This window comes from Sorangium sp. So ce693, assembly GCF_051521375.1.
In the GTDB taxonomy this organism is placed as follows: Bacteria; Myxococcota_A; Polyangia; order Polyangiales; family Polyangiaceae; genus Sorangium; species Sorangium atrum.
In genome coordinates, this window is the sequence record NZ_CP150347.1 from 1,162,795 (window position 1) to 1,188,058 (window position 25,264).

At 70.4% G+C, this 25,264-nt stretch carries 20 protein-coding genes; 6 read left to right on the forward strand and 14 right to left on the reverse strand.

All coding sequences use genetic code 11. The features are described from left to right. Window positions 1-52: 52 nt before the first annotated feature. Window positions 53-496, reverse strand: coding sequence for a helix-turn-helix transcriptional regulator (locus tag WMF14_RS04410; protein ID WP_012233393.1), 444 nt, complete (start codon window positions 494-496; stop codon window positions 53-55). Between the two features lie 291 nt (window positions 497-787). Here WMF14_RS04410 and WMF14_RS04415 point away from each other — a divergent pair, with 291 nt between their 5' ends. Further along, complete coding sequence (locus tag WMF14_RS04415; protein WP_437798942.1) at window positions 788-1,420, forward strand: HD domain-containing protein; 633 nt, start codon at window positions 788-790, stop codon at window positions 1,418-1,420. A gap of 23 nt (window positions 1,421-1,443) precedes the next feature. Here the strand turns inward: WMF14_RS04415 and WMF14_RS04420 are convergent, their stop codons facing one another. Both WMF14_RS04420 and WMF14_RS04425 read right to left on the reverse strand, forming a co-directional pair. Beyond that, on the reverse strand, window positions 1,444-2,961 hold the full coding sequence (locus WMF14_RS04420) for a M20/M25/M40 family metallo-hydrolase (RefSeq protein WP_437798944.1): 1,518 nt from the start codon (window positions 2,959-2,961) through the stop codon (window positions 1,444-1,446). A gap of 77 nt (window positions 2,962-3,038) precedes the next feature. Next, window positions 3,039-3,305 (reverse strand): hypothetical protein, encoded by a 267-nt coding sequence (locus WMF14_RS04425; RefSeq protein ID WP_437798945.1) that lies wholly within the window; start codon window positions 3,303-3,305, stop codon window positions 3,039-3,041. Between the two features lie 381 nt (window positions 3,306-3,686). Between WMF14_RS04425 and WMF14_RS04430 the strand changes: the two genes are divergently transcribed. Further along, on the forward strand, window positions 3,687-5,936 hold the full coding sequence (locus tag WMF14_RS04430) for a prolyl oligopeptidase family serine peptidase (RefSeq protein ID WP_437798947.1): 2,250 nt from the start codon (window positions 3,687-3,689) through the stop codon (window positions 5,934-5,936). An 83-nt stretch (window positions 5,937-6,019) separates the two neighbouring features. On the opposite strand, the gene WMF14_RS04435 is transcribed toward WMF14_RS04430, so the two are convergent. Together WMF14_RS04435 and WMF14_RS04440 are read right to left on the reverse strand one after the other, a co-directional pair. Next, a complete protein-coding gene (locus WMF14_RS04435; RefSeq protein ID WP_437798948.1) occupies window positions 6,020-7,345 on the reverse strand; it encodes a trypsin-like serine protease in 1,326 nt (441 codons plus the stop codon). 465 nt (window positions 7,346-7,810) lie between these two features. After that, a complete protein-coding gene (locus tag WMF14_RS04440) occupies window positions 7,811-8,653 on the reverse strand; it encodes an STAS domain-containing protein (protein WP_437798949.1) in 843 nt (280 codons plus the stop codon). 668 nt (window positions 8,654-9,321) lie between these two features. On the opposite strand from WMF14_RS04440, the gene WMF14_RS04445 reads away from it, so the two are divergent. Further along, entirely contained in the window at window positions 9,322-10,209 is an 888-nt protein-coding gene (locus tag WMF14_RS04445) for a transglutaminase-like domain-containing protein (protein WP_437798950.1), read from the forward strand. Window positions 10,210-10,388: 179 nt separating this feature from the next. On the opposite strand, the gene WMF14_RS04450 is transcribed toward WMF14_RS04445, so the two are convergent. Next, window positions 10,389-11,759, reverse strand: coding sequence for a glycoside hydrolase family 15 protein (locus WMF14_RS04450; protein ID WP_437798951.1), 1,371 nt, complete (start codon window positions 11,757-11,759; stop codon window positions 10,389-10,391). Window positions 11,760-12,016: 257 nt separating this feature from the next. On the opposite strand from WMF14_RS04450, the gene WMF14_RS04455 reads away from it, so the two are divergent. Then, a complete protein-coding gene (locus WMF14_RS04455; protein WP_272097883.1) occupies window positions 12,017-12,919 on the forward strand; it encodes a LysR family transcriptional regulator in 903 nt (300 codons plus the stop codon). A gap of 97 nt (window positions 12,920-13,016) precedes the next feature. After that, window positions 13,017-13,439, forward strand: coding sequence for a DoxX family protein (locus WMF14_RS04460; protein WP_272097884.1), 423 nt, complete (start codon window positions 13,017-13,019; stop codon window positions 13,437-13,439). A 55-nt stretch (window positions 13,440-13,494) separates the two neighbouring features. Here the strand turns inward: WMF14_RS04460 and WMF14_RS04465 are convergent, their stop codons facing one another. The 3 genes from WMF14_RS04465 to WMF14_RS04475 form a co-directional block, all read right to left on the reverse strand. After that, window positions 13,495-15,186: a CotH kinase family protein gene (locus tag WMF14_RS04465; protein ID WP_437798952.1), complete on the reverse strand. Its 1,692-nt coding sequence runs from the start codon at window positions 15,184-15,186 to the stop codon at window positions 13,495-13,497. 357 nt (window positions 15,187-15,543) lie between these two features. Next, a complete protein-coding gene (locus tag WMF14_RS04470) occupies window positions 15,544-16,986 on the reverse strand; it encodes a glucose/sorbosone family PQQ-dependent dehydrogenase (RefSeq protein WP_437798954.1) in 1,443 nt (480 codons plus the stop codon). A 784-nt stretch (window positions 16,987-17,770) separates the two neighbouring features. Next, entirely contained in the window at window positions 17,771-18,466 is a 696-nt protein-coding gene (locus WMF14_RS04475; RefSeq protein WP_437798955.1) for a DUF4339 domain-containing protein, read from the reverse strand. A 308-nt stretch (window positions 18,467-18,774) separates the two neighbouring features. On the opposite strand from WMF14_RS04475, the gene WMF14_RS04480 reads away from it, so the two are divergent. Then, a complete protein-coding gene (locus WMF14_RS04480; protein WP_272097889.1) occupies window positions 18,775-19,569 on the forward strand; it encodes a hypothetical protein in 795 nt (264 codons plus the stop codon). A 30-nt stretch (window positions 19,570-19,599) separates the two neighbouring features. Here WMF14_RS04480 and WMF14_RS04485 read toward each other — a convergent pair whose 3' ends face one another. The 5 genes from WMF14_RS04485 to WMF14_RS04505 form a co-directional block, all read right to left on the reverse strand. Then, the gene (locus WMF14_RS04485) at window positions 19,600-21,774 is read right to left on the reverse strand and encodes a response regulator (protein WP_437798957.1); all 2,175 of its coding nucleotides are present in this window, start codon (window positions 21,772-21,774) and stop codon (window positions 19,600-19,602) included. Next, on the reverse strand, window positions 21,758-23,323 hold the full coding sequence (locus WMF14_RS04490) for a methyl-accepting chemotaxis protein (RefSeq protein ID WP_437798959.1): 1,566 nt from the start codon (window positions 23,321-23,323) through the stop codon (window positions 21,758-21,760). The genes WMF14_RS04485 and WMF14_RS04490 overlap by 17 nt, the downstream gene beginning before the upstream one ends. 137 nt (window positions 23,324-23,460) lie before the next feature. Beyond that, window positions 23,461-24,042 carry a YfiR family protein gene (locus tag WMF14_RS04495; RefSeq protein WP_272097892.1) on the reverse strand — a complete coding sequence of 194 codons (582 nt, stop codon included), beginning with the start codon at window positions 24,040-24,042 and terminating at the stop codon, window positions 23,461-23,463. 75 nt (window positions 24,043-24,117) lie between these two features. Next, entirely contained in the window at window positions 24,118-24,471 is a 354-nt protein-coding gene (locus WMF14_RS04500; protein WP_272097893.1) for a response regulator, read from the reverse strand. 155 nt (window positions 24,472-24,626) lie between these two features. After that, complete coding sequence (locus WMF14_RS04505; protein WP_437798961.1) at window positions 24,627-25,127, reverse strand: chemotaxis protein CheW; 501 nt, start codon at window positions 25,125-25,127, stop codon at window positions 24,627-24,629. Window positions 25,128-25,264: the final 137 nt, after the last annotated feature.

The window sequence follows — 25,264 nt, forward strand, 5'->3', positions numbered from 1 at the left end:
GATCGCCTCGCTGAGCTGACGGTTCGGGCCGACTCTGCCAGGGCCGCCCGGCTCACGCTTCTCGAAAACTGCGAAACGCGCCCGGCGGCAGCCGGCCCATCAGGGTGAGACAGCCGGGGACGAGCTCCCACGGGAGCCTCCCTGGCACCTGGACCATCGCGCGGACGCGGCGCCGGTACGCCGACGGCGGCACGCCGATCCGCTGCGCGAACAGCGCGCTGAAGCTGCCGAGGCTGGAGAACCCGACCTCCATGCACACGTCGGTCACCGAGTGATGTCCAGCCGCCAGGAGCTGCTTGGCCAGATCAAGGCGCCGCCGGATGCGGTACTGGTGCGGGGTCACGCCGAACACCGCCTCGAACTGCCGGATGAAGTGGTAGGGCGAGATCGCCACCTCCCGCGCCACGTCCTCGATCGAGAGCCTCGACTCGCGCACCTCGGAGAGCAGGTCTCGCGCCCGGCAGAGGTTCCTGAGCGCGTCGTGTCCGAGCAGCATCGCCGGCGACCAGGATAGAGCGTGGCGGCGGCGGGCTCAAGCGACCCCGCCGGAGGGGCGCGCGAGGCGGGGCCGGGGAAGACGAGGAACCAGGCCGACCGGGCCGCGCGCGCCACAGAGCGAGTGTCGGCCTTGGCTGAAATTGCAGCTTCATTGTCTTTTGGGACAGACGCGCCGTCTGGTACCCACTGGCGACGCGGCCGCGGGCCGTCTGCGGGCTCGGGCGCTACGCCGCCGTGACGGCGCTTCGTGAGATCCCGAGCCAGGCCCAAGCAAACCCGGGAGGAGCCAATGAATGCGATCGAGCTACCCGAGATTCCGGACAGCAACCTTTGCGCCGAGGCGACCGAGCACGCCAGGGCCGTCAGCGCCCCGTTCCTCTTCAACCATGTGGCGCGCACGTACGTCTTCGGCGACGCGCTGGGGCAGCTCCGGGGGCTGTCGTACGACCGTGAGCTGCTCTATCTGGCGTGTGTGTTCCACGACCTGGGCCTCACCGACTCGGCCCCCGTCGAGACGCGCTTCGAGGTCGAGGGGGCCGACGCGGCGAGGGCTTTCCTGGCCGCGCGCGGGGTCGGCGCGGGCGAGCAGGAGATCGTCTGGGATGCGATCGCCCTGCACACCACCGTCGTGATACCCCAGCGAAAGCGCCCCGAGATCGCCCTCTGCCAGATGGGCGCGGCCATCGACGTCGGTTACGCGCCCCGGACGCTCCTGCCCGATGGGCTCGTCGAGGAGGCGCTCGGGCGCTATCCGCGGCTCGGCTTCAAGGAGGCGATGACCTCCGCGCTCTGCGGGCTGCTCCGCCGAAACGAGGCGGCGGCCACCTCGTCGGTCGTGGCCGACGTCGGCGAGCGCAGGCTCGACGGGTTTCGACCCATCCATTTCTGCGACGTCATCGCGGGCGCGGCGTTCGACGAGTAGCGCTCGGAGGAGCCCAGAGAGCTTCAGAGAGCGAACAGAAAATCGACGAACGAGCGGATCGCGCCGTCGAGGCCGAGGTACTTCTTGCCGGCGGCGGGCTCGATGACGAAGTATTCGTCCTTGGCGTGGGCGCCGGAGCCGTGCCCGAGGCCGACGTGGCCGGCGGGGAGCTCGAGCGGCTTTCCAGTGAAGAGGTAGCCGGGCCAGGAGCCGCCGAGGCGCGGCCAGATCACCGGGTCGAGGCCCGCGGCCTTGTAGACGGCGAGCTCGGTCTGGATGGGCCGCGCCTCGAGCGCGGTGTCCGTCGGGTCGTAGCTTCCGATGTTCTTGATAACGATGTCCTTGTAGCCGCGCCTGTCGAGGTGCTTGCGCAGCTTGGCGAGCACGTCCTTGGCGGTCATGTCCGGCACCAGCCGGATATCCATCTTGGCGAAGGCGCGGTGCGGCAGGATGGTCTTCGAGCCCTCGCCGATGTAGCCGGCATAGAGGCCGTCGATGTTCACCGACGGGCGCGAGACGTACCGCTCGAGCATGGCGCGCTCGTCGAGGTCGTTCACCCACCTGTCGACCCCGAAGACCCTCTTCCAGTCGGCCTCGTCCCAGCGCGCCGCCAGGTCGTCGAGCAGCTTCTTTTGCTGGCTGGAGACCGGGCGAACGGCGTCGGTGAGCCCGTCGATCATCGGCTCGTTGCCGTCCGCCGAGACAAGCGTGCCGAGCGCCTGCACCAGCCGCCAGGCCGGGCTGTCGACGACCACCTTCATGCTGGAGTGGATCTCCCCGTCGCGCGGGCCGCGCCCCCACGCCTTGCCGCTCGCCTCCAGCTCGACGTAGACGATGCCCTTCGCGCCCAGGACGACGTTGATCGTGCCCGACAGCGATTGATCCGCCGCCGGCATCATCACGCCCTGGCACTTCTCGAGCGCCTTCATCACTTCATCGTTCCACACCACCTGCGAGAAATGCGGCGAGCCGAGCTCCTCTTCCCCCTCGGCGACCACCACCAGGTTGACCGGCAGCTTCAGGCCGGCGGCGCGCACCGCGTGCAGCGCGGCCAGGAACGCCCCCTGCGGTCCCTTCTGGTTGACCGCGCCGCGCCCCACGATGACCTTGCCGACGCCGGCCTTGTCGACCAGCTTGGCGGCGAAGGGCGGCGAGGACCACTCCTTCTCCTCCACCGGCTGTACGTCGTACATGAAGTAGAAGCCCATGGTCTGCTTCGCGCCGGCGTCGAGCGTCGCGAAGATGCCCGGGTGCCCGTCGGTCTTCATCTTCTTGACCGCTCCGAAGCCGGCTTCGCGCAGGAAATCCATCGTCAGGTCGCAGCACTCGGCGATGCCGACGTCCTGCGCCGAGATCGACGGCTGCTGGATCCAGCGCTGGATGCGCTCGATCGACTGCCTCCGCTGCTCGGTGATCTTGTCGTATACCGGGGAAAGGTCGACGGCCTTGCCACTCGCGCCCCTGGCGAGGCGGGGAAACGAGGCGAGCAGTCCGGAGGCCGCGGCGCCGGCGATGAAGGTGCGGCGATCGATGTCCAGCATGGCGCGCAGCTTAAAGCGCGTCGGCCGGGAACGGTCCTCCCCCCGCTTTCATGGACACCCTCGTTGCGCGGCGGGGATCAGCGTCTGATCTCTTCGTCCCCGTCTTCTGGAGGCGGAGGGCGCTCGCCCGCGGCGACCTGGAGCTCGCGGACGATCGAGAGGAGCGCTGGACAGCAGAAGCGCTCGACCACGGAGCCGTCGGGCGCGAGCTCGAAGCTCGGCGGGTCGCCGTGCACCGGGCAAGCCACGTCGGCGTACCTCGACTCGAGATCTTTCAGGACGCTCTCGTCGACCTCGCGGACCTCGCCGCTCGCAGCCGCCCCCTCGTTCCCGTAAGTTGACATGCGGCGCACGGTAGCAGGAACGGCGCCGCGCCTCTCACGGTGCCCGGGACCCAGGCGACCTCTGCCATCGATGCAGGGACGCCAGCGCCCACCGGCCTCGACCATCGAGGCGCCGCGACCAGAGCGGCTGCCCGAAATCAAGAGGACAAAATAGCAGCGCCGCCGGGCGCCTCGGGGGATTAGGCGGAGGCCGCCGGCGGAGCTGGTCCCCGACTAAGCATCCTCCGTACCAAGTACACCCTTCGGAAAATCCCCTACTTATGTCTCGGGCGCCGATCGGGCGGGTTTCGATTCTGCGAGGAGCCGGCTTGCACGGTTGCAGGATCGCGACGTCGCTCGCCCTCTTCCGTGACCGCCCCGTCGCCGGCTAGCGTCGGCGACATGAACCGCCTGCGCACCACCTCCGCCGTCACCCTGGCGCTGCCGCTGCTCGCGGCGTGCAGCGCCCCCGCGTCGAGGCCGCTGGACATGCCGGCCGCGTCCCCGGCCGCCGCGACCTCGCCCCACGCCGCGCCGGAGGCGCCCCTCGGGCCGGGGCGGCTTCGTTATCCGGCGCCCGCGAAGCGGCCCGTGGCGAGCGAGTACCATGGCACCCGGGTCGTCGACGACTACCAGTGGCTGGAGGACGCGAGCTCCCCCGAGGTGGAGCGCTGGGTCGCCGAGCAGAACCAGCTCTCGCGCGCCTACCTCGACGCCGTGCCGGCGCGCGGCGCCATCCGGGCGCGCGTGCAGGAGATCCTGTCGGCGACCTCCGCGAACCACTACGCGCTCGACGAGGCCGGCGGGCAGATCTTCGCGCTCAAGAACCAGCCGCCGAAGCAGCAGCCTTTCCTCGTCGTCCTGAGCTCCGTGAACGACCCCGCCTCCGCGCGGACCCTCGTCGATCCAGAGGTCATCGACCCGAAAGGGCACACGACCATCGACTGGTTCGTCCCTTCGCGCGACGGCAAGAAGGTGGCTGTCTCCCTGTCCGAAGGCGGCACCGAGAGCGGCACCGTGCGCGTCTACGACGTGGCGACAGGCAAGGAGACGGGCGACACCGTCCCTTACGCGAACAGCGGCACCGCGGGCGGCAGCCTGGCGTGGACAGGCGACGGCAAGGGGTTTTACTACACCAGGCACCCTCGGCCCGGGGAGCGCCCGCCAGAGGACATGGGCTTCTTTCAGCAGATCTATTTCCACAAGCTCGGTACGCCGGACAAGGACGACAAGTACGCGCTCGGCAAGGAATTCCCCCGCATCGCCGAGGTGGAGCTCACGACGAGCGAGAGCGGCAAGCTCGTGCTCGCCAGCGTGCAGAACGGGGATGGAGGCGAGTACTGGCACTATCTCCTCGACGCTTCGGGCAAGTGGACGCGCTTCGCCGACCTGCCCGACAAGGTCATCCGGGTCGTGTTCGGCGCCGACGACCGGCTCTACCTCCTGTCGCGCAAGGACGCGCCGCGCGGCAAGGTGCTGCGCCTCTCGCCGGGCAAGCTGGACCTCGCCAGGGCGGAGCTCGTCGTGCCCGAGAGCGAGGCGGTGATCCAGGACTTCTTGCCCACGACAGGGCGGCTCTACGTCCGCGATCTGCTCGGCGGCCCGTCGCAGGTCCGCGTCTTCGATCTGAAGGGCAAGGCGCTCGGGACGGTGCCGATCCCGCAGGTCTCCTCGGTGCGGCAGCTCGTGCGTACGCAAGGCGACGACATGCTCTTTCGCGGCGTGAGCTACACCGAGCCGGCGGCCTGGTTCGCGTACTCGGCCAGGGACGGCAAGGTGGCGAAGACGCCGCTCGCGATGACGGCCCCTGTCTCCTATGCCGACGTCGACGTCGCCCGGGAGGCGTGCACATCGAAGGATGGGACCAAGGTTCCCATGAGCATCCTGCGCCGGAAGGGCACACCCCTCGACGGGACCGCGCCGGCGCTCCTCACGGGATACGGCGGCTACGGCACGAGCATGGCTCCCGGGTTCAACCCCCTCTGGCGGCTGTGGTTCGACCAGGGAGGGGTGGTCGCGATCGCGAACCTGCGCGGCGGCGGCGAGTTCGGGGAGGCGTGGCACCGCGGCGGCAACCTCACGAGGAAGCAGAACGTCTTCGACGACTTCGCGGCGTGCGCGCAGCACCTCGTCGACGAGCGGATCACGAGCCCACAGCGGCTCGCCATCCTCGGCGGCTCGAACGGCGGTCTGCTGATGGGAGCGCAGCTCACGCAGCACCCGGAGATGGTCAAGGCGGTGGTGTCGCACGTCGGCATCTACGACATGCTCAGGGTGGAGCTCACGCCGAACGGGGCGTTCAACGTGACCGAGTTCGGCACGGTGAAGGATCCCGAGCAGTTCAAGGCGCTCTATGCCTACTCGCCGTATCACCACGTCAAGGAGGGCGCCGCGTATCCGGCGATCCTGTTCCTGACCGGCGCGAACGACCCGCGGGTGGATCCATGGCACTCGCGGAAGATGGCGGCGCGGCTGCAGGCGGCCTCGTCGGGCTCGGCGCCCATCCTGCTCCGGGCGAGCGGCTCGACGGGCCACGGGGCCGGGACGCCGCTCTCGGAGGAGATCGAGCAGCAAGCCGACGTGTTCGCGTTCCTCTTCAAGGAGCTCGGCCTCGGCGCCCCGCCCGCCAAGGAGGACGCGGCGCCGCGGTGATGGAAAATGATGAAAGGTGATGAAACGGCCGCGGCCGCGCCCCGGGCGGGGGCGGCCGCGGTTCGCTCGCTGCGCGTCTCCCTCTACCAGCTGGTGAAGTAGGCCCACGCCTCGTTTCCGGCGGAGGCCTGGAAGCAGTATCCGCCGTTCCGCTTCGCGGGCAGGGTGATGTTGCCGCCGTTGCACGTCACGCTCGTGCCGTTGACCGCGAACGTGCGGCCGCCCGCGAAGTTGCCGCAGTTGGCGCCGCTCAGGCTCGCCGTGGTCTCGAAGCAGCGCGCGCCGGTGCCGAGGTTGCCCGAGCTGTAGCTCGCGCTCGAGTACACGGTGGGGCCCGTGCACAGGCTGCTGCACGGCGCCGTCCCGGTGCTGGGCTGGCAGACGCCGGCCACGCAGCTCTGGCTCGTGCAGTCCGCGCCGGTGACGCACGCCTTGCCGTTCGCGCAGTCGGCCGTGCACGTGCCGCCGCAGTCGACGTCCGTCTCGGTGCCGTTCTTGACGCCGTCGGTGCAGGTCGGCGCGGTGCCGCCGTTGATCACGTTCACGCCGAGGCCCTGGAGCCACGTCGTCACCGGGTAGCGCGCCGCGGTGTCGAGCCGCGTGTGCCAGTTGGTCTGCGAGGGGGCCGGGCCGCTCCAGCCGGACGGGAACGTGTAATAGGCGTTGACGCCCACGACCACGAGGTCGGTCGCGCTCTGGCGATAGAGCGGGCCGCCCGAGTCGCCGGGGCACAGGCTGGCGTAGCTCGTGCTGCTGGCGTAGCCCGGCGTGAGCACGTACGCCGCCGCGACGTCGATGATGTCCTGGCCGGAGACGTAGGAGCCGGGGTGATTCAGGATCGAGGAGGCCGACGCGGTGAGCTCCTGGAGCTTGAAGAGACCGCCGCCCGAGCCGCTCGGGTCCTCGCAGCCGTAGCCGGTCGCCACGACGGGATCCCCCACCGCGACCGGCGCCCCGTCCACCACGGCCGCCGGGATCGTCGGCGAGAGCTCGTTGACGACGACGAGCGCGAGGTCGGGCGTGTGCCCCGGGTTCAGGACGTTGACCGCGCAATCGGTCGCTCCCCCCGCCAGCGCGGCGGCGCAGTCCGCGAGCCACTGCGGGTGGATGTACGTCTGCTCGATCGTCAGCTCGACGTAGGGCCAAATCGGGGGCGTGTTGGTGGCGCTGACCCAGTAGGAGCCGCCTGGCCCGTAGCTCGGGGACACGGTGGCGTTGTACTCGTCATCCACGCAGTGAGCGGCGGTGAGGAAGTGGCGCGGTCCGACCTTCGCCGCGGTGCATCCCGGGCCGAGGACCGTCGACGGATACTCCGATTCGAGCGCCGGTCGCCCCCCGATCAGCGCGTCATCCGCCGCGCCGATCTCCTCGGAGGTCTCGTCGTAGCCCTCCACGCTGCAGGCGACCAAGCATAATGAGAGCAAAGCATATACAGGTGCGCGCACTGGTTGCTTCTCCTGTCGCCCCGAGCGTCTCGACGCTTCGCGCCCCCCGCGTCGTATCGGTGCGACGGGGAGTGTTTATGGCGACGGTTGGCGCCCTTCCAACTCGAATGCATCATGGACCTCATGCAAGGCGTGCATGCCGTCGCCAGATCGCCACGACTGCGTCGCAGGAGCCAGGGGCCGGAGGCCAGCCGAAGGAGCGCCGCCCGCGCCCCCGCGGTTCGCCGCGCCGGCCATGGCGCCCCGGCGCCTCCACGGCCGCGATCCCGGGTCGGGCGGGGCGCGCCGTCCGCTCACGGCGGTGAATTATGAACCGATTAAGTTTTCTGCTCGCGCGCCGGCCTTGCGCTGCACGGGACGCGGCGCGGCCTGAACCTCACCTACCCGCCGTTCTCCATCTGGTTGACGGCGCCGTAGCCGGACGAGCGCTCACCGCCTGCGGGAGGGACCCTCTCCAGGGGGCAGCGCCGCCGGCCGATGCGCCGCTCCCCGTTCGCCTCGCTCGGGCGCGCGCGCCGCGACCGCCGCGCTCCGCTGCGCCGCCCCGCGGCGCGCGGCGAGGGCCCGGGTCAGCCCCTCGGCCAGCGTCGCCGCGGTGTCGAGGCCGCCGAGGTCGACGCCGAGCTCGACAAGCGTCTGCGCCAGCGCGGGCGAGACGCCCACCAGGGTGCAGGACGCGCCGAGGAGCCGCGCTGCGGACGCCGCCCCGACGAGCTGCGCGGCGGCCCGGGCGTCGAGCGCCGGCACGCCGGTGATGTCGAGCAGCACCTGCGCCGCCTGCTGCGCGGCGATCGCCTCGAGCAGGCGCTCGAGGAGCGCGCTGGCCCGCGCGTCGTCGATCATGCCCACGATGGGGAGGCAGAGCACGCCGTCCGCGACGCGGATCACCGGGACGCTCATCGCCTGGATCGCGTCCCGCTGCGCCGCGATCACCCGCACCGTCTCTTCGAGCTCCCGGTTCCGCGCCTCCAGCGACGCCTGGAGCGCCCGCTGCTCCTCGATCAGGGCCTCGTATTTGTGCTGGATATCGGCCGCCTCCGGGACGGCGAACTGGAACAGCACGCCCTCGAAGCCGTCCCGTGCGTCGGGCACCGGCACGCCGAAGGAGCAGACCCACACCGCTCCGCCCGCCTTGCCCGTGAGCTCATCGACGAGATCGGTGTCGTAGCTGATCGGCGGGATCGCGACCTCCTCGCCGCCAAAGAACCGCTCGACGTGCGGCATGATGCCGTTCTCGACGAGCTGCGGGTCCTCCAGCATGTTGTAGTTCATTTGCAAGAAAGCCTCGGCTGGGGCCCGCCAGAGCGCTTCCCAGCCGGGATTGACGGCGTGGGTCCTGCCGACGGAGTGGTGGATCGACACGCTGAAGCAGCGCGCCGCCATCAGCGCGCGCCATCTGCGTGCGTCCGCCCGCAGCGATTCCATTTCCTGCTCCATCGCCTCCAGGCGGCGAGCCAGCTGAGCGCTACCGTCGTCCCCCTCGTATCCCATATGCCCGAGTGTTCCCCGAGCGGCGCCGCGCTGTCCAGCGCCGCATCGGGCGAACGGGCGAACGCTGCGCGGCCGGCGGCAGCGAGGGCGGGTTCCTGTTGCGCGATCGCTGCCTCGTCCAGGGGCTCACCGCGAGCGGTGAACATCGGACCGGTCGCGGCGGAACCGTGCTGTCGTCGGAAGATGAAGGAGGACCGACAGGTACGCGAGCGTGCGCCCCGCGGCGCCTCACCTGCTGATCAGCCCTTCTCCGGCGAGGGGACGGCTGGCGAGGGCGCCATCGGTCTTTGCCAGCTTCGAGGAGGCACATGAAGGCGAGCGTGGACACGGAATACGGCCCACCGGACGTTCTTCAGCTCGAAGAGGTCGATATTCCTCCCGTCTTCATCTAGAGATCTCCGGGCAGACGACACCGTCTCCCGGACGGTTCACCTCGTGGAGAACGAACGATGACGACCCCCCGAGAGATCCTCGACTTCTACACGCGCCCTGCGGCGATGACGTCCGGCGGCGCGCACGCGCCCAGGTTCGACGAGCTGCCGGGCGACGTGGCCTCGCTCGTGCGCGTCGTACAGGGCCTCTTGCTGCACCTGCACTGGGCGCAGGCCTATGGCGTGGAGCTCTCGGACGAGCGCCGCGGCGAGTCTCACCTCCGCCCGACGGACCGGATGCTGGATCGCCTCTTCGCCCACGACGATCGGCCGCTCTCCGCCGCCCGGCCGCTCGACACGCGCCTCGTCGGCACCTGCCGTGACTTCACGGTGCTCCTGGTCGCCCTGCTGCGCGCCAAGGGGATCCCTGCCCGCGCCCGCTGCGGCTTCGGCGGCTATTTCCACGCCGTCGACCTCGTGGACCACTGGGTCTGCGAGTACTGGAACGCCGCCGAGGCGCGCTGGGTCCTCGTCGACGCGCAGATCGACGACGTTCAGCGGGCGGCGCTGAAGCCCGACTTCGATGTGCTCGACGTGCCGCGCCGCCGCTTCGTGATCGCGGGCGACGCCTGGGCGCAGTGCCGCGCCGGGGAGGCCGATCCGTCGAGGTTCGGTATGTTCGACATGCGCGGGTTCTGGTTCATCAGCGGCAACGTCCTGCGCGATTTCGCAGCGCTCAACAACATGGAGATGCTGCCGTGGGACGACTGGGGTGCGATGATCGGAATCGGACCCGACGAGCCGCTGCGGGACGACCAGCTCGCGCTGTTCGACCGGCTCGCCGCGATCACCCGAGCGCCCGACGCGCGCTTCGCCGAGCTGCGCCAGCTCTACGAGGGCGACGAGCGCCTGCGGGTGCCGGCGGTCGTCTTCAACGCCGTGCTCAACCGTCAGGATTCGCTCTAGAGCGGCGGTCACCCGCTTCGGATACGGGCCCACCTCGACGTTTTCGGTGCTCAGCGCACCGGAGTGCGCTTGCGCGCCGAAAACGCCGATCTGGGCCCGTCTCCTGTGCGGGAGACCGCCGCTCTGCTCGGCATGGGGCTGAGGTGGGCGGAAACCGGTACGGGCGCGCCGCGCTCGGGCTACCCGTGGCGGCTCGGAAAATCTCCCACGGCGGACTCGCGCGCCCTGACAGCGCTGCGGAAGGCGGCGTAGCTCCAGCTCAGATCGCTCACGCTGCACTCATACCCGTTGTCGCGATCGAACTGCTCGCTCAGCTGGAGGCGATCGGAGTGGTAGATCACCGCCTCCAGCATCCTGTCGCCCGCGTCGATCAGCTTCGCCGCGATGTCCGGATCGGCGGGATCGCTCACGCCCACCTGCGCGAAGAACTTCTGCGTCGTGGCGTTCACGACCACGGCGCCCGGGGAGCTCTTGATCTTCGCCGCGAGCATGAAGTAGAGCTCCGCGAAGTTGCACGTCGTGAGCGCCCACGGGTGACCGGCGTCCGGACCAGCATCCGACTGGTTGCCGTCGTACGTATCCTCCGGGTACCGCCCGATCATCGGCCCCCTGCTCCGAGGCAGCGCCCGATCGGCGTCGTTGATGCGGTACCGCAGGTCGCCCTGGACGAACGCCTCGCGCACCAGCGCAGCCGTCGAGAGCAGCACCGGGTCCGCGCAGCTCGTGGATCCGTAGACGACCGACATGACGACATCCACGTTGAGCGTCGCTCCCCTGCCATCGCTGGGTTTGCCGTTCGGTCCGGTGATGGACGCGTAGTACGGCTGCCCGTCGTAGGTGCCCTGGTGCGTCGCCATCTGGCTGCCCAGCCACTCTGCCGCCGCCCACATGTCGTTGGTGTACGGAGAGAGCCCGAGCTCGTCGGCGCGGCCGATCAGCGAGAGGAACGCCTTCCGCTGCACGGAGCGGGCATAGAAGCTGAATCCGGCCGTCTCCTCCCAGAGGTTGTGCGTCTGTTCCTTGTACGCCGAGAGGAGGTACCGGGTGTCCTTCTCGATGATGGACCTGGCCGTGGCGAGCGCCTGCAGCGACAGCCGATCCTCGATGGCGAGGAGCGACAGGATGCGGTGCGCCGGGCCATCCGTCTGCGAGGTCCAGTTGTCGCGCACGGTGCCGTCGATGTGGAAGCACGCCAGCGCGAACCTGCTCGCTCGCTCGGCGTTCTCCTGGCACAGCGCCGAGAACATCGTGTAATCCTCGCAGATGTTCCGCGCCATGAAGACCGGGTTGTCGAGCGCCTCCGGAATGCAGATGGCCGCGTCCCGGATCCAGTGGTGCACATAGTCCTGGTCGGTCTGACCCCTGTCGTCCGGCAGGGACGGGGACGCGAGCACGCACCCCTTGACGGACTGCATCGCGCCCTTGCTGAAGACCCAGGTCCCCGTCGCGAAGTTCCGCAGGAGGAGCACCTGCATGTACTTGCTGATCGCGTCGAACGATACGGACGAGACGTCGACGCTCGTGCTCAGGTAGTTGAATGAGCTGGCCATGAAACCCCCTCTCTCGTGGTTTGTTCGTTTATAGCGGGGTGCCGATCCGCGCGCTAGGCGTACGGCGGTCGCGCACCGCGTCACTCGGCCATGGGAGCGTCTCGGCGTTGTCGTCTGGTCTCCTCTGAGCATCGCGCTCCGCGAAGAGGCCCCGGCCGTCCGCCACACGGCGCCGCGTTCGCCGGGCGACCGCGGGCGACGCCGACCCCGGATGTTCGCCGTTGCGAACAATCCGCCCCGCCGTGCACAGTGGGCGCATGGTCGACCCGCTCTTCGACGATCTGCCCGCCCTGCTGTGCTTCGCGCGCGTCGTGGAGCGCCGCTCGTTCACCGCGGCCGCGGCGGAGCTCGGGGTGTCGAAGTCGATGGTGAGCACCCGGGTCGCGCGCCTGGAGGAGCGCCTCGGCGAGCGCCTGCTCGTGCGCACCACGCGCAAGCTCACCGTCACGGACGCCGGCATGAACCTGTATTCGCGCTGCGCGCGCGTGCTCGAGGAGGCCGCCGCCGCGGTCCGGGGCGCGTCCGACGCCGACCGGGGCCGCATCCGGCTCAACGCGCCGGTCAGCTTCGCGCAGATGTACCTGGCGGAGCCGCTCGCGCGGTTCCTCCGGGCGAGCCCGGGCGCGCACGTCGAGCTCATGCTGAACGACCGGCTCGTCGACCTGGTGGAGGAGCGCGTCGACCTGGCCATCCGGATCACGAAGCTCAAGGACTCGAGCCTCGTCGCGCGCCAGCTCGCCACGACGGCGCTGCACGTGGTCGGCGCGCCGGGCTACCTCGAGCGGCGGGGGCGGCCCGAGCAGCCGGGGGATCTCCTGCGCCACGACTGCCTGCGCTACCTCCACCTGCGCGTCGAGGACGAGTGGCGCTTCTACGGGGCCGGCGGGCGCATCTCCGTCCCCGTCTCCGGCCCGCTGACGGCGAGCAACGGGACGGCGCTCCGCGAGGCGGCCGTGTCCGGGATCGGCCTCGCGGTGCTGCCGCGCTTCATGGTCGACGAGGACCTCGCGGCCGGGCGCCTTGTCACGCTGCTCGACGCGTTCGCGCCCCGGCCCATGGGCATCTACGCGGTGCACGCGGCCGGCCGGCGCCCGCCCGCGCGGGTGCGGCGGCTCGTCGAGCACCTGGCGGCCGCGTTCCGCGGGATCTCGTGGGCGTAGCGGCAGATCGTTCTCCCCCGAGAACAATTCGTTCCCGGGCGCGCTCTACCGTGGCGCGGCGCCAGGGCTTACTCCTCGGGTCATGGAGGCATCACCCATGAACCGTGTCGACACGATCCTCTCCGTTCCCCGCTCGGCCGAGCTGGCCGCGCTGACGTTGCGCCTCGGGCTGGGCGCCGTGTTCCTGGCGCACGCGCTCGCCAAGCCGCTCGTGTACACGCTGCCGGGCACCGTCGCGTTCTTCGCGGCGAGCGGCTTTCCGGGCTGGACGGCGTATCCGGTGTTTCTCGCCGAGCTGCTCGGCGGCGCGGCGCTCCTCGCCGGGCTCAGGACTCGCCTGGTCTCGCTCTTGCTCCTGCCGGTGATGATCGGCGCGTTGCTCGTGCACCTGCCGAACGGCTGGATGTTCGCCGGTCAGGGGGGCGGCTGGGAGTACGTCGCCTTCCTGATGATCGCGCTCGGCGCGCAGGCCTTCCTCGGCGACGGCGCGTTCGCCGTGAGCCGGCTGCAGCGCAGCTAGCACCTCGCGCACGGTCGAGGAGGGCCGCGCCATCTGCGCGGCCGCTCGCGCCGCGTCACGGCAGGTTGGCGTCCATCCAGGCGAGTCGGGCCCGCAGGAAGTCGCGCATGCCCTGCAGCTGCCCCTCCCACGTCGGCGCGGTCGGGCCGCCGAGGAAGCCCTCGCTCGACTCGATGACGTCCGACACAGGCCACTTGGCGAAGTCGCGGACGACGGCCTGCGAGATCGGCGCGCTCAGCCCGTTCATGCGCTCCTCGATCGCGGCCTCGGACAGGTGCGTCTGGCGGAGCGCCGTGTAACGCGCCTTCACCTGCGCCATGAAGCTCGGATCCGCGGTGAGCTTCTGATACCAGTTGTTGACGTTTCTCGTGCCGCTGAAGCGCCAGCCGGTGTCGTCGCCCGATTGCGGCGTCGCGCTCTGGGCGCCCACGCCGCCGAGCGCGAAGTTGTAATCCCACAGCGGGCCGGCCTTGAGCTTCTGATCGCGATCCTTGAAGTAATAGGCGCTCCGCACGTAAGCGTCCACGTTGAGCGTCAGCTCGCTGATGATCAGGTAGTCGATGAACGACGGCACGTCGATGTACGACGAGTAATCGCCGATCGGCGTCTGATGGACGCTGTCGTGGAACTCCTGGATGTACTGCGTCAGCCAGGTCTTCTGCTCGTCGTTCAGGGGATCGGGATCCACGACCTCGAGATCGATCCAGCACGTGCCGCCCTCGTCGGGGCGGGGGCCGCCGAACCCGCCGAACGACGGGAGCGGATCCGAGCCGGTGCAGGCGAGCTTCGGCTCCTCGGCGGCCGCCTGGTCGAACTTGAAGATGTAGCCGCCGCTGATGTCCGGCAGTCCCCGGTCCGTCTCCTTGAGCTCCTTGAGATCGGTGCGGACCTTGTTGTTCTTGATGGTCTCCGAGACCCAGTAGATGCCCTGGTAATCCGCCTCGCCGATGGCGCGCGCGTCGTAGTTCAGATAGACCTCGGCGAACTCGACGCGCGGCGCCTGGAGGCCCATGTCGCGGCCCAGGGTGAACGTGAACGGATTCCGGATCAACGTGCGGTCGTAGTAGGGCGGGATCAGCGCCCAGTCCGAGTCGGCGGGCATGCCCAGCACGGGGTAGTCGAGGTCCTTGTCGTCGTTGTCCCACAGCTCGAGCTTGTACGGCGTTTGCGGGAAGTTCTGCGACGATTGACCGCGCACGTGATACCCGCCGCGCATCGCCATCGTGGGCAGCGAGGCGATCGACGCCACGCCGTCGACCGGCTCCCAGATCATCACCGCCGCGTCGAAGTAGACCTCCTTGTCGGTCGGCTTGCCCATGCCGTAACCGTCCACGATCACGATGGGAATATCGGACGTCGCGTCGATGGTGCGCGCGATGTAGAGGCCGGTGCTCACCGCGCCGGTCGCGGCGCCTCCCACGAACGCCTGAGCGCGGACCTGCGTCGTGGCGGTGAGGGGCACGGGCTCGCCCGTGTACAACGTGGAGGACGCTGTCGGCAGCAGCCCGTCCAGCGTGTAGCGGATCTCGGCCCCCTCGATCGCCGTGGACATGCCCACCTGGATCTGATCCCTGAACGTCTGGCTGGGCGTGGAGAACGACACATCCCCGATCAGGGACGGGGGCGGCGCCGCGTTGCCGTTGCCGTTGCCGTCGCCAGCCGGTGCCTGGCCGCAAGCGACGCTCAGAGAGATCAGGGCGAGCGAGATGGAACGGTGAAACCGGGCAAAGCGCCCTCGTTTGACCATGGTATGATTTTCCACTTCGACCTCATTCAGAGTTCAAGGATCCTCCATTCTACTGACACACAGGGCTGCCGCGCTATCCGTTTCGGGCGCGCGCACCGTTTGCACTCCTACGCCGTGATTGCGCGTCGGCCGGCGCGGGGCAGCGCCGGAGAGCCGGGGTTCAGGCGCGCTTGGCCTCTCGGGATCCGGGGCGGGCCGGCGGCACGAACGTTGATTGACCTCGTGGCCGCCGAGGACGCGCCCTGCGCGGCTGCGCTGGCCGGCAGGGCGCCGTCGAGGGACCTGCTGCAGCTCCACAGGGCGCCCGCGAGCGCCTGAGCGCGGGCGCGCCCGCGCCCGCGCCCGACGTCTGCTGGCTCAGTGCGATGTCGTGTACTTGAACTCGAGGATCGCCCCCGGGTTGTCCAGGACCGTCGTGACGCCGCCGGTCGGCCCGCTCGTGTTCCCCGTGGTGTCCGTGATGATGTAGAAGGTCTTGCGATCCGGGCTCATCGCGAGATCGCGGTACCGGTTCGTGGTCTGGAAGAGGACGACGGGCTCGCCCTCCACGGACTTCCCGTTCGGGCTCAGCTTCACCTGGTACACAGCGCCCTTCTTGAGGGAGGTCATCAGGAGAGAGTGCCCCCACCCGCGGATGCCGTGCCCGGCAGGGTAGTAGTGGAGCGAGGAGGGCGCGATCGTCGGCCAGCAGATGTACTGGCTGAACCCGCACGCCCAGTCGAAGAAGACGTAGTCGTTGGGGACGGTGTAGAAGGTGAGGAGCGGCTCCTTGAAGTCCGGATGGCTGAAGGCGCTCTCCAGCTGCCGCGGCACGGACGGGGGAGGAGCGAAGTCGCTCCAGGAGAGCTCGTTGCACGGCGTCGGGCTCGAGGCCGACCAGTTGTCGTACGTGTACGCCTGGTCGTCCTTGTAGCCGGCGACGTACGGCCAGCCATAGTTCTTGCCGGCCTGGATGAGGTTCAGCTCGTCGTCGCTCTTCGGCCCGTGCTCGTTCGCGTAGAGCTTGTCGCCCCGGCCGAACGTGAGGCCCTGCGCGTTGCGATGGCCGTACGAGTAGATATGGCTGCGGACCCCGTCGATCTTCGGGTTGTCCTTCGGGATCGAGCCATCGACGTTCAAGCGCAGGATCTTGCCGACGTATTTCGACCAGTCGTGCGCCGCGACCTCGGCCGCCGTGGGCAGCTCCTGCGCGCGGTTCGGGTTGCACATCCTGGCGAACTGATTGTTCCCCTGATCCCCGATGGTGTAATAGAGCTTCCCATCGGGGCCGAACAGGAGCCGCGCGGAGTTGTGATCGTCGCTCCCCGGCAGGCCCGTGATGACGTCGACAGGGCTCCCGAGGGTCTCGGTCGCCCGGTTGTACGTGTAGCGGCGGATCTTCGTCCTGCGGTCCACCGCTGGATCTGCCGCGACGTTGTAGGTGAAGGACACGTACACATAGTCCTTCCCTTTGTGCTTGAGCAGATCCGGGTGCAGCGCCAGGGCCAGCAGCCCGTCCTGACCTCCCGACTGGAACGCCTCCGGGATGGTGATAGCGGTCTTCTGAAGGCCGTCCTCCGGCCTCACGCGCACGACCCGCTTCGCGGTGCGCTCGGTCAGCCACAGGTAGCCGTCCGGCCCCCAGACGATCCGCATCGGAAACGAGAGATCCCGTACGATCTCGCGCGAGGTGAAGGTCGGCTCCTCGCCGGAGCACGCCTCGTCGCCATCGCCGAGATCCTCGGTAACACCGGCCTCGTCGGCCTCGTCGGCCTCCTCGGTGACGATGGCCTGAGCATCGGATTCGAGCGACTCGTCCACGTGACCCGCCTGATCACATCCGGTGAGGCTCCACGAAGCCGTGGTAAGCAAACCAACTTGAGCCAGAACGACAGCCAGGTTGCGTGAGATAAAGGGCGACATAGGACCACCTCCCTGTCTTGTTCAAGGGATTTCAAATATCGGTGCTGACCAGAGCCCACCGCGCCACGGCGTGGCGGACGCGTTGGGCAAATTTCGGCGTGCAACCGGGGATCGCATGAGATCCGGTAGTGCCCTCCCCGATTAGAGTAAGGTCTTTACTATAGCAAATCTGGAGCTCGTCTGCACTGACAACGTTGATTTGCGATACTGGTGGACGACATTGTGCGCGGACGAGCCACTGTGTCGTTCCTGGCGCAGACATGGCTGCTCCGGTCGGCTCGAAGCCCCAGCGCGAAGCGCGACCTGCGTTGCGGCGAGCCTCGGGGCGATCCTCCGTTGACAGCGCGTGGCGCCGCGGAGGTGCTCTTGCGAGACGAAGACGGGGACTGGTCAGTTTTGGACAGGGAGGCGGGGAGGCAGGGAGGCAGGGAGAAAGAAACTCAGTAAATCTCCCCGCCTCCCCGTCTCCGTGTGATCGTTCTCGGGCAAAGTCGACCACCGCCCGGAGACGAGCCTCCGGGGCGCCGAGGAGCGAGCCCTTCTCGCTCTCGTGGCGTCGCCTGCGCCTCGGCGGCCTTCGTGTCTGGGTCGCTGTGCCAGGGCGGCCGAACGCCGCAGCGCGGCCGCGCTCGCGATGCCGCGTGCCGTGCAACGCTCGAAGGAGCGCTGGATCTCGGTGGGATTACTTCGCCGGCGCCTGCTCTGCGGTCACGCTGAGCTTCTCGATCGAGCGCGGGGTCCCGAAGCCGGGCCCGCCGAGCGCGGTCTCGATCTTCAGATACTCACCCTGATGGCCGGAGGAACGCGCGGCGTCGAGGAGGACGTCATTGCGGTAGAGCGTCACGAGCAGCCCCGCCACGACCGACAGCGCCAGCGTCAGGCGCTGCGCCCGGCCCGTCTCGCGCGCGCGAGGCGCCGCGTAGGGCGACTCGTTGAACGACTCCGGCTCCCGCGCCGCCGGCATCCACGGCGGCGAGGTGGGCCGAGACGCCGCGAGCATCGCCGCGGGCGGCGCCTGCACCTCGGTCCGCGTCACGAGGTTGGGCGAGCTGTCGTCCAGCGCTCCCAGCGGCATCGTGTCGCCGAGCGACATCGGGGCGCCGAGCGGCATCGTGGAGGACATGTTCGACGCCACCGGCGTCGGATGGTCGGAGTCCATGTTCCGCCGCCCAGGGGCGCGCGGGGGCGGCGGAGGCGGGCCCCGACGCGCCGCGCTCGGCGGAGGACCCTGGACCTGCGCCGGCTCGGGCGACGTCGGCTCGATTCCCGCCACGACGCCGAGCGGCTGCCAGGCGGCCATCCCAGGGCGCCATATCTTCGTCGTCTCGTCGATCACGTCGAGACGGAACAGGTCGTCGAGCTTGTCCAACGTCAGCACCTTGATGTCGTCAGGCGCGATCGCGACATGCCAGAGACTCTCGCGATCATCGGTTGCCGGAACGGGCGGCGCCGGGCGCCTGGCCGGAAGGGGCGGCGGTTTCATACAAAGTCCTCCCTTGCGCCCACGAGGATGCCACGGCGCGCGCGCACCGTACACACCGACATGAGCCTCCGCGTGCTTTCGAGACGGTGCGGATTTTTGCAATGAGTGAGGTGTGAGCTGTAACGCTGTGACCCGTGGCGCTGGCGAGATCCTCGCCATGCCGGTATTCTCGCCGGCGATGGCGGCGGAGCATGGAGGCAGTCATGAACATCGCGGATGAGGCGATCGGGGCCGGCAACAGCGCTGGATCGTCCAGCTTCCGACGCTGGATGCGCGTGATGCCGGCGCTCCTCCTCGTCGCGGCCGCGGCGTTCGTGGCGGCATATTACGTCCCGCTCCACCGCGCTCACGTGCTCTTGCTGGAGGAGCAGCGGAAGTCGAACCAGAGGGGCAAAGAGCTCGAACAGACGCTGAGCCAGGTGCGCGGGGAGCTCCAGGCGAAGACGGCGCAGATCGAGAAGAGCGAGGCGGAGCGGCAGCAGACCGAGGCCGCGAAGAAATCGGGCGTCGATCGGGTCGAGCAGATCAAGGCGGAGCTCGCGGGGAAGCTCGACAAGCACGTCAAGAAAGGGGTCGCGGCGGTCGCGGTCGCGGAGGGACAGGCGTTCGTCGCGCTCTCGGAGAGCGCGGTGTTCCTCCCCAACACGGTCGACGTGAGCCCGCAGGGGCAAGCCCTCCTCTGCCAGGTGTCGGGGGCGCTGTCCGCGAGCGGCGGCGGCCAGGCGCCGCTGCGCGTCGGCGCGGTCAGCGGTCCTCCGGCCTCGGTCCCTGCGCCCTTGCAGGCCGCCTATCCGACGCCGTGGGAGCTCTCGGCGGTCCGGGCGGCGACCGTCACGCAGACCCTCCAGGACAAGTGCTCGGTGGCAGGGGCCCGGCTGTCGGCGGTCGGGCACGCCGAGCACGACCCCGCGGCCGCCGCGCTCGGGGAGACGAAGCTGCCTCCGGGGCGCGTCGAGATCTCCGTCGCGCTGCCGGGGGCCTCCCCCGCGGCGAAGTGACGGCCGCGGGGGCGCTCGACCTGCGCGTCGTCAGGCGCCCCCCAGGCTGGCCGCGATGATCCGGCGCAGCTCCTCCTCGACGAACCGCTGCTTCGACAGCACCGCCCGCACGCCGAGCCCGCGCAGCGCGGCCTCGCTCTGCTCCTGCGCCGCCGTCGTCAGCACGACGACCGGCACGCGGGCGAGCCCGGGCGAGCGCCTGAGCTCCGCCACCAGCTCCAGGCCGCTCATGTAGGGCATCTCCAGGTCGGTCAGCACCACGTCGGGCGGCGCCGCCCGCGCCCGCGCGAGCCCCTCCCGCCCGTCGGTCGCCTCCTCGACGCGCAGCCCGAGCGACCGCAGGATGCCGCAGAGCAGCTCCCGCGCGACGGGCGCGTCCTCCACGACCAGCGCGAGCGGCTCCCGCTTCTGCTCGGCGGCGGCGAAGGGCGCCTCCCGTGGCGCCTGCCGGGCGTACGCGAACAGCCGCTCCACGTCGAGGAGCAGCATCGCCTCGCCGTCCGCGGTCGGCGCCACCGCGCGCACGAGCGGCGAGGTGACGGGCATCTCCTCGGAGCGCACGAGCGCGACCAGCCGGGGGTTCTCGTAGCCGCCGACGCTCACCGCGAAGAGGCCCGCGGCGTGGTGCAGCACGAGCGCCGCGTCCCCGGGCTCGGGCTGGCCTCCGTCGCCGAGCACCGCCCCGAGCGCGTACAGCGGCGCGAGCTCGGCGCCGGCGCCGCTGGTCAGGCGCACGCGCGGCCCGTCGGGGGTGTGCAGGAGCTCCTCGTCCTCCAGCAGCACGACCGAGTGCACGGCGTGGGTCGGCACCGCGCACCGGAAGCGCCCGCTGGAGATGGGGACGACCTCCTCGCCGTGCAGGTTCTTCGGCACCACGAGCAGGATGGTCGTGCCGAGCCCGGGCTTCGAGTCGACCCGTACCTGCCCGCCCAGCGCGCCGATCTCGCGCGCCACGATGTCGAGCCCGACGCCCCGGCCCGAGATCGCGCCGACGCTGCGGCTCGTCGTGAGCCCGTGCGCGAACAGGTACGGGATGAGCTCGGCGTCGTCGAGGGACCAGGCGCCCGGGACCGAGGGCGCGAGCACCTCGCGCAGGCGGGCGAAGTCGACCCCGCCGCCGTCGTCCTTCACCTCGATCCGCACGGCGGCGTCGGTCTGGATGACGGTCACCGCCACCGTCCCGCGCGCGGGCTTGCCGCGGCGCGCCCGGACGTCCGCCGGCTCGATCCCGTGGTCGATGGCGTTGCGCACGAGGTGCAGCAGCGCCGGCTCGAGGCGGCGCTCCACGGCCGCGTCGAGCAGCCCCGTCCCCTCGACCCGCGCCTCGACGTCCTTGCCCAGCATGCGCGCGGCGCTCCGGGCGGCGAGCGACACCTGGTTCAGCAGGCGCTCGGTGCGCACGACCGACGCCCTACGGACCACCTCGTCGAGCTCGCCGAGCGCGCGCCCCGCCGCGAACTCGTTGCTGGACGAGTCCGCACGGACGGCGCCCAGGAGGCGCTCGATCTCGGCACCATAGCCGAGCGTCTTCGCGATGCGCTCTGCAAAGCGGTCCGGCGCGCCCCGGGGGTCGATCTCGACGAGCAGCGCGCGGAGCATGCGCTGGGACTCGCGGAGGCGCCGCTGGATGACCTCCCGCTCGCCGTGGAGCCGCTGGAGCTCCTGCAAGAGCGCCCCGACGGCCTCGACGTCGAGGGCCGCGCGGGCGGTCGGCTGGGCGGGGTCGGGCGGCGCGTCGGGCGGGTCCAGCCGCGGCGGCAGGACGCTCTCGTGCACGGACTCAGGCGGCGGCGCGAGCGGCGGCGCGAGCTCGCCGGCGGGCAGGCCGCTGCCGCCGAGCTCCGCGCGCGCCGCGCGGAGGGTCTCCTTCACGATCTCGAGCTCGGGCGCGGCGTCGCCGCGGGGGCTCGCCGACAGGAGCCCCAGCCCCTCCAGCGCGCCGAGGAGGCTGTCGCCGGTGAGCTGCGTGGGGCGCGCGCCGCCCCGCACCGCGTCGATGACGTCCTCCGCCAGCTCGGCCAGGTCGCCGCACGCGGCGAGCTCGAGCATGTGCGCCTCGCCCTTCAGCGTGTGCAGGAGCCGGCGCAGCACCTGCAGGTTGCCGCTCTGGCCCTGCTCGTAGCCGAGCCACAGGTCGGTCGCCTGGGCCACGCGGTCCGGCATGGTCCGGTGGAACGCGGCGACGAGATCAGCCCGGCTCCTCATCCGCGTCCGCCTCCGCGCTTTCGGGCTTGCCGGCCCTCGCCCCCAGCGGCTTGACCCGGAAGGCCTTCGCCGTCGTCTTGAGCACGTGCGACAGCTGGAGCAGCGACTCGGCCGAGCGCGTCGCGGCCACGCTGCTCGTCAGCGCGTCGTTCACCGCCCCGACGATGTCGACGATCGCCGTCTTGACCCGCGCCGTCCCCTCGCGCTGGTGGTCCACCGCGTCCGAGATCTGCGCGGCGGCCGCGGCCGTGTCGCGGGCCAGCTTGATCCCGTCCTCGGTCGCGAGCACGGACGCGTGGGAGGCCGCGTGCATGTTCGCCACCAGCTTCCGGATGTCGCGCACCGAGTCCATGACGTGCTCGGACAGGCGGCGCATCTCGGCGGCCACGAGCGAGAACCCGCGCCCCACCTCGCCGGCCTTCGTGCCCTCGAGCGCGGCGTTGAGCGCGAGCAGGTCCGACTTGTCGGCGATGCTCTGGATCAAGGACAGGATCTCGCCGATGCGGTCCGAGTGGGAGCTGACGAGGCGCGTCTGCTCCGCGGTGTGCTGGACGCTGACGAGGCTCCGCTGCGCCATCTCGTGCACGGTCGTCGCGTCCTTCGCGATGTGATCCGCGCTGGCGGTCAGGGCCTCGACGGTCCGCCGGATCTCCTCGAGCGCCGCGTTCTGCTGGCTCGCGCTCGTCTCCTGCTCGCGCACCGACGAGAACATGCCGGCGGCGGCCGACGCGACCTCCGCCGAGGTGTTGCCGATCCGCGAGGCGAGCTCCTGGAGGCTCGTCACCATGGAGCGGAACGCGGCGAACAGCTCCCCGTCGCCGGTGATCTTGCACGTGAAGTCGCCGCCAGCGACCCGCGCGGCCGTCTCCTGGAGCTCGCGCAGCTGGGTGTTCATCCGCTCGAACGCGCTGGCCATGTCCCCGAGCTCGTCGTCGGAGATCCTGAGGGACAGCCGGGCCGAGACGTCGCCGCGGGCGATCCGGTCCGCCGCCTCCTTGATGTGCGCCATCGAGCGCGTCATGCGCGCCGAGATGACCCAGGCGAGGCCCAGGCCGAGCAGCGCGATCCCCGCCGATTGCAGGGCGATGGTCTTGCGCGCGTCGGCGCGGCGCTCGGCGATCCGGTCGCTGCGCAGCCCGACGGCCAGCGTCCCGAGCTGGCGATCGCCGTTCCGCGACCGGATCGGGGCCTCGCTGACGACGACGCCGGCGTCGCCCCGGCCCCGCGCGCCCTCGGGCGCCTGCGCCGCGCCGATCGCGGCGATGCGCTGCCCCCCCGCGTCGTAGACGGACACCCAGCTCACCAGGGGATCGGTCATCGCGGTGCGCAGGGTGTCCGGGAAGGTCTCCGGCGGCTGCTCGAGGTCCATGGCCACGCCGATGGGCTCCTTCAGCATGGTGGCGAGGATCCCGGCGCGCTCGCGCAGCTCGGCCTCGCTCGCCCGCGCGGCGTGCTCGGGGATCAGCCACAGATCCAGCGCCGACAGCACGATGGCCACCGACGCGACGAGGGCGGCGATCTTCCAGCGGATAGAGCGAAAATTGAGCATGGCGGGTGAGGGACGGCGATGGCGGACGCGGAACGAGAAGCGCTGGCTGGGAGATGGGAGATCGCGAGTCGTGAGCCGTGAGCGGTGAAGTTGCGAGCGGCGATGCGCGGTGTCCGGTGGCGGACGTCGCGAGGGCCTCAGTCGACGATGCGGGCGAGCCGGAGGAGCTGCGGGTCGAAGCGGAGGCCGACGGCGTTGGCGTGCTTCACGTTCAGCAGGAGCTCGGGCTTGGCGCCCGAGAGCCCCACGGCGACGGCGCAGCCGCGCTTCGTGTCGTCGCCGTCGCCGCACACGACGATGCGGACGACGGCCCCCTCGCGCGACGGGATGTCCGGGATGGCCGCGGCGAGCCCGCGCGCCACATAGACCACCTCGGCGCCGGCCGCGCGCAGCGCCTCCTGCAGCTGGGCCCTCCCGCTGTACGTCACGCGCAGGACCGACGCCTGCCGCTTGGCCACGGTCGTCTTCGCGGCCAGCCTGGAGAGCACGGCCGCCATCGCGCTCGCGTCCTCTGCGCTCGCGCCCGACTCCGCCCCGACGACCGCGAGCACGGCCGTGCCCGCGCGGCTCGCGAACCCGCTCTCGTAGCCGATCGATCGCAGGAGGATGGCGCCCCGCAGCTCGTAGGGGACGGAGGCGGCAGAGCGGCTCTCGGTGCTCACGGTCGTGAGGAGCGCCGCGGCCATCAGCATTCGAATCGACGAGATCGGAGATACCATGTTCCGCTGGCGAGCTTCGTAGGAGCGCGGACGGATCCTCGATAAGCGTGGCATCAGGCGACCGCGGACCCCACGTCAACGTTCCTTGGCGGCGAGCCGCTTGACCAGGGCCGGCAGACGATCGAGGTGGCGCTTCGAGAGGACCGCGTCCGCCTGGACCTCCAGCTGCAGCTGTTCGAGCTCCCGCTCGGAGTGTCCGGACATCAGGATGACGCTGAGCTGCCCGAGCCGCTGGTTCTTCCGGAACAGGGTGAGCAGCCGGTCCCCACGGATGGTGGGCATGAAGACGTCCAGGACGACGACGCGCACCTGGTGCCGCACGATGGCCTGCGTCGCCCCGATGGGGGAGGGGAGCGCGAGCACCTGAAAACCGGCAGAGCGCAGCACGCGAGACACCTCTTCTCGGGCGATCTCGCTGTCGTCGATCACGAGCACAGGCGCGTTGGTCGGCGCGGTTGTCGGCGTGCTCGCCGGAGCGCTCGCCGGCGACCGCGACAGCGGGGCCCCGCTCGCCGGGGACGCCTCGACGGCCGAATCGAGCGGCGGTCTGGGTTTGGACGCAGGCGATCGGGAGCTCGGAACGCTCATGGGTTCGACCAGATGGCCTGAGCTTCGCGCGTCGCCGCCGAGGGCCGAGGCGCAGCGTCCGAAGCGTCGACAAGGTGGGCTGCGTCGAGGAAGGTCACCGCTCCCTCGCTGGTGTCGACGACGGCGTTCGGCGCAGGCTCCCCGAACACCTCGACCGCGGCGACACACCGCGTCTTGCCGGCGGGCAGTCCCAGGTAGCCGCGCGCAGCGCGGCAGACGACGATGCGGAGCGGGGTAGCCGCCGGCTCCGCGACGGCGGGTGACAGGATCACGATGATCCTCCCCCGGTCCTGGAGGATGCCCATCACCCGGGGGTCGGTGCGCGGCAGCGGCAAGGGGGCGCGCCACGCGATCACCTCTTCGACCTGCTGCGCCCTGAGCGCGAAGGTCACCGCGCCCATGTCGAAGAGCAGGAAATCGACAACGGCCCTCTCGCGCAGGCCCTTGTCCGGGGCGTCGTCGCGCAGATCGTGAACCTGGCTGATTGCTTCGGACAAGGTGTCCTCGATTTACCACAAGGGCAGACGCCGGGGTGGTGCATTCGTATCGGGCTGCACGGTGTCAGGAGATTTCTGACGTCGATTCTGCTGTCGCTGTCGTGTGTGCTCCTGCGTCTGCCTTCCCGCGCATGCCC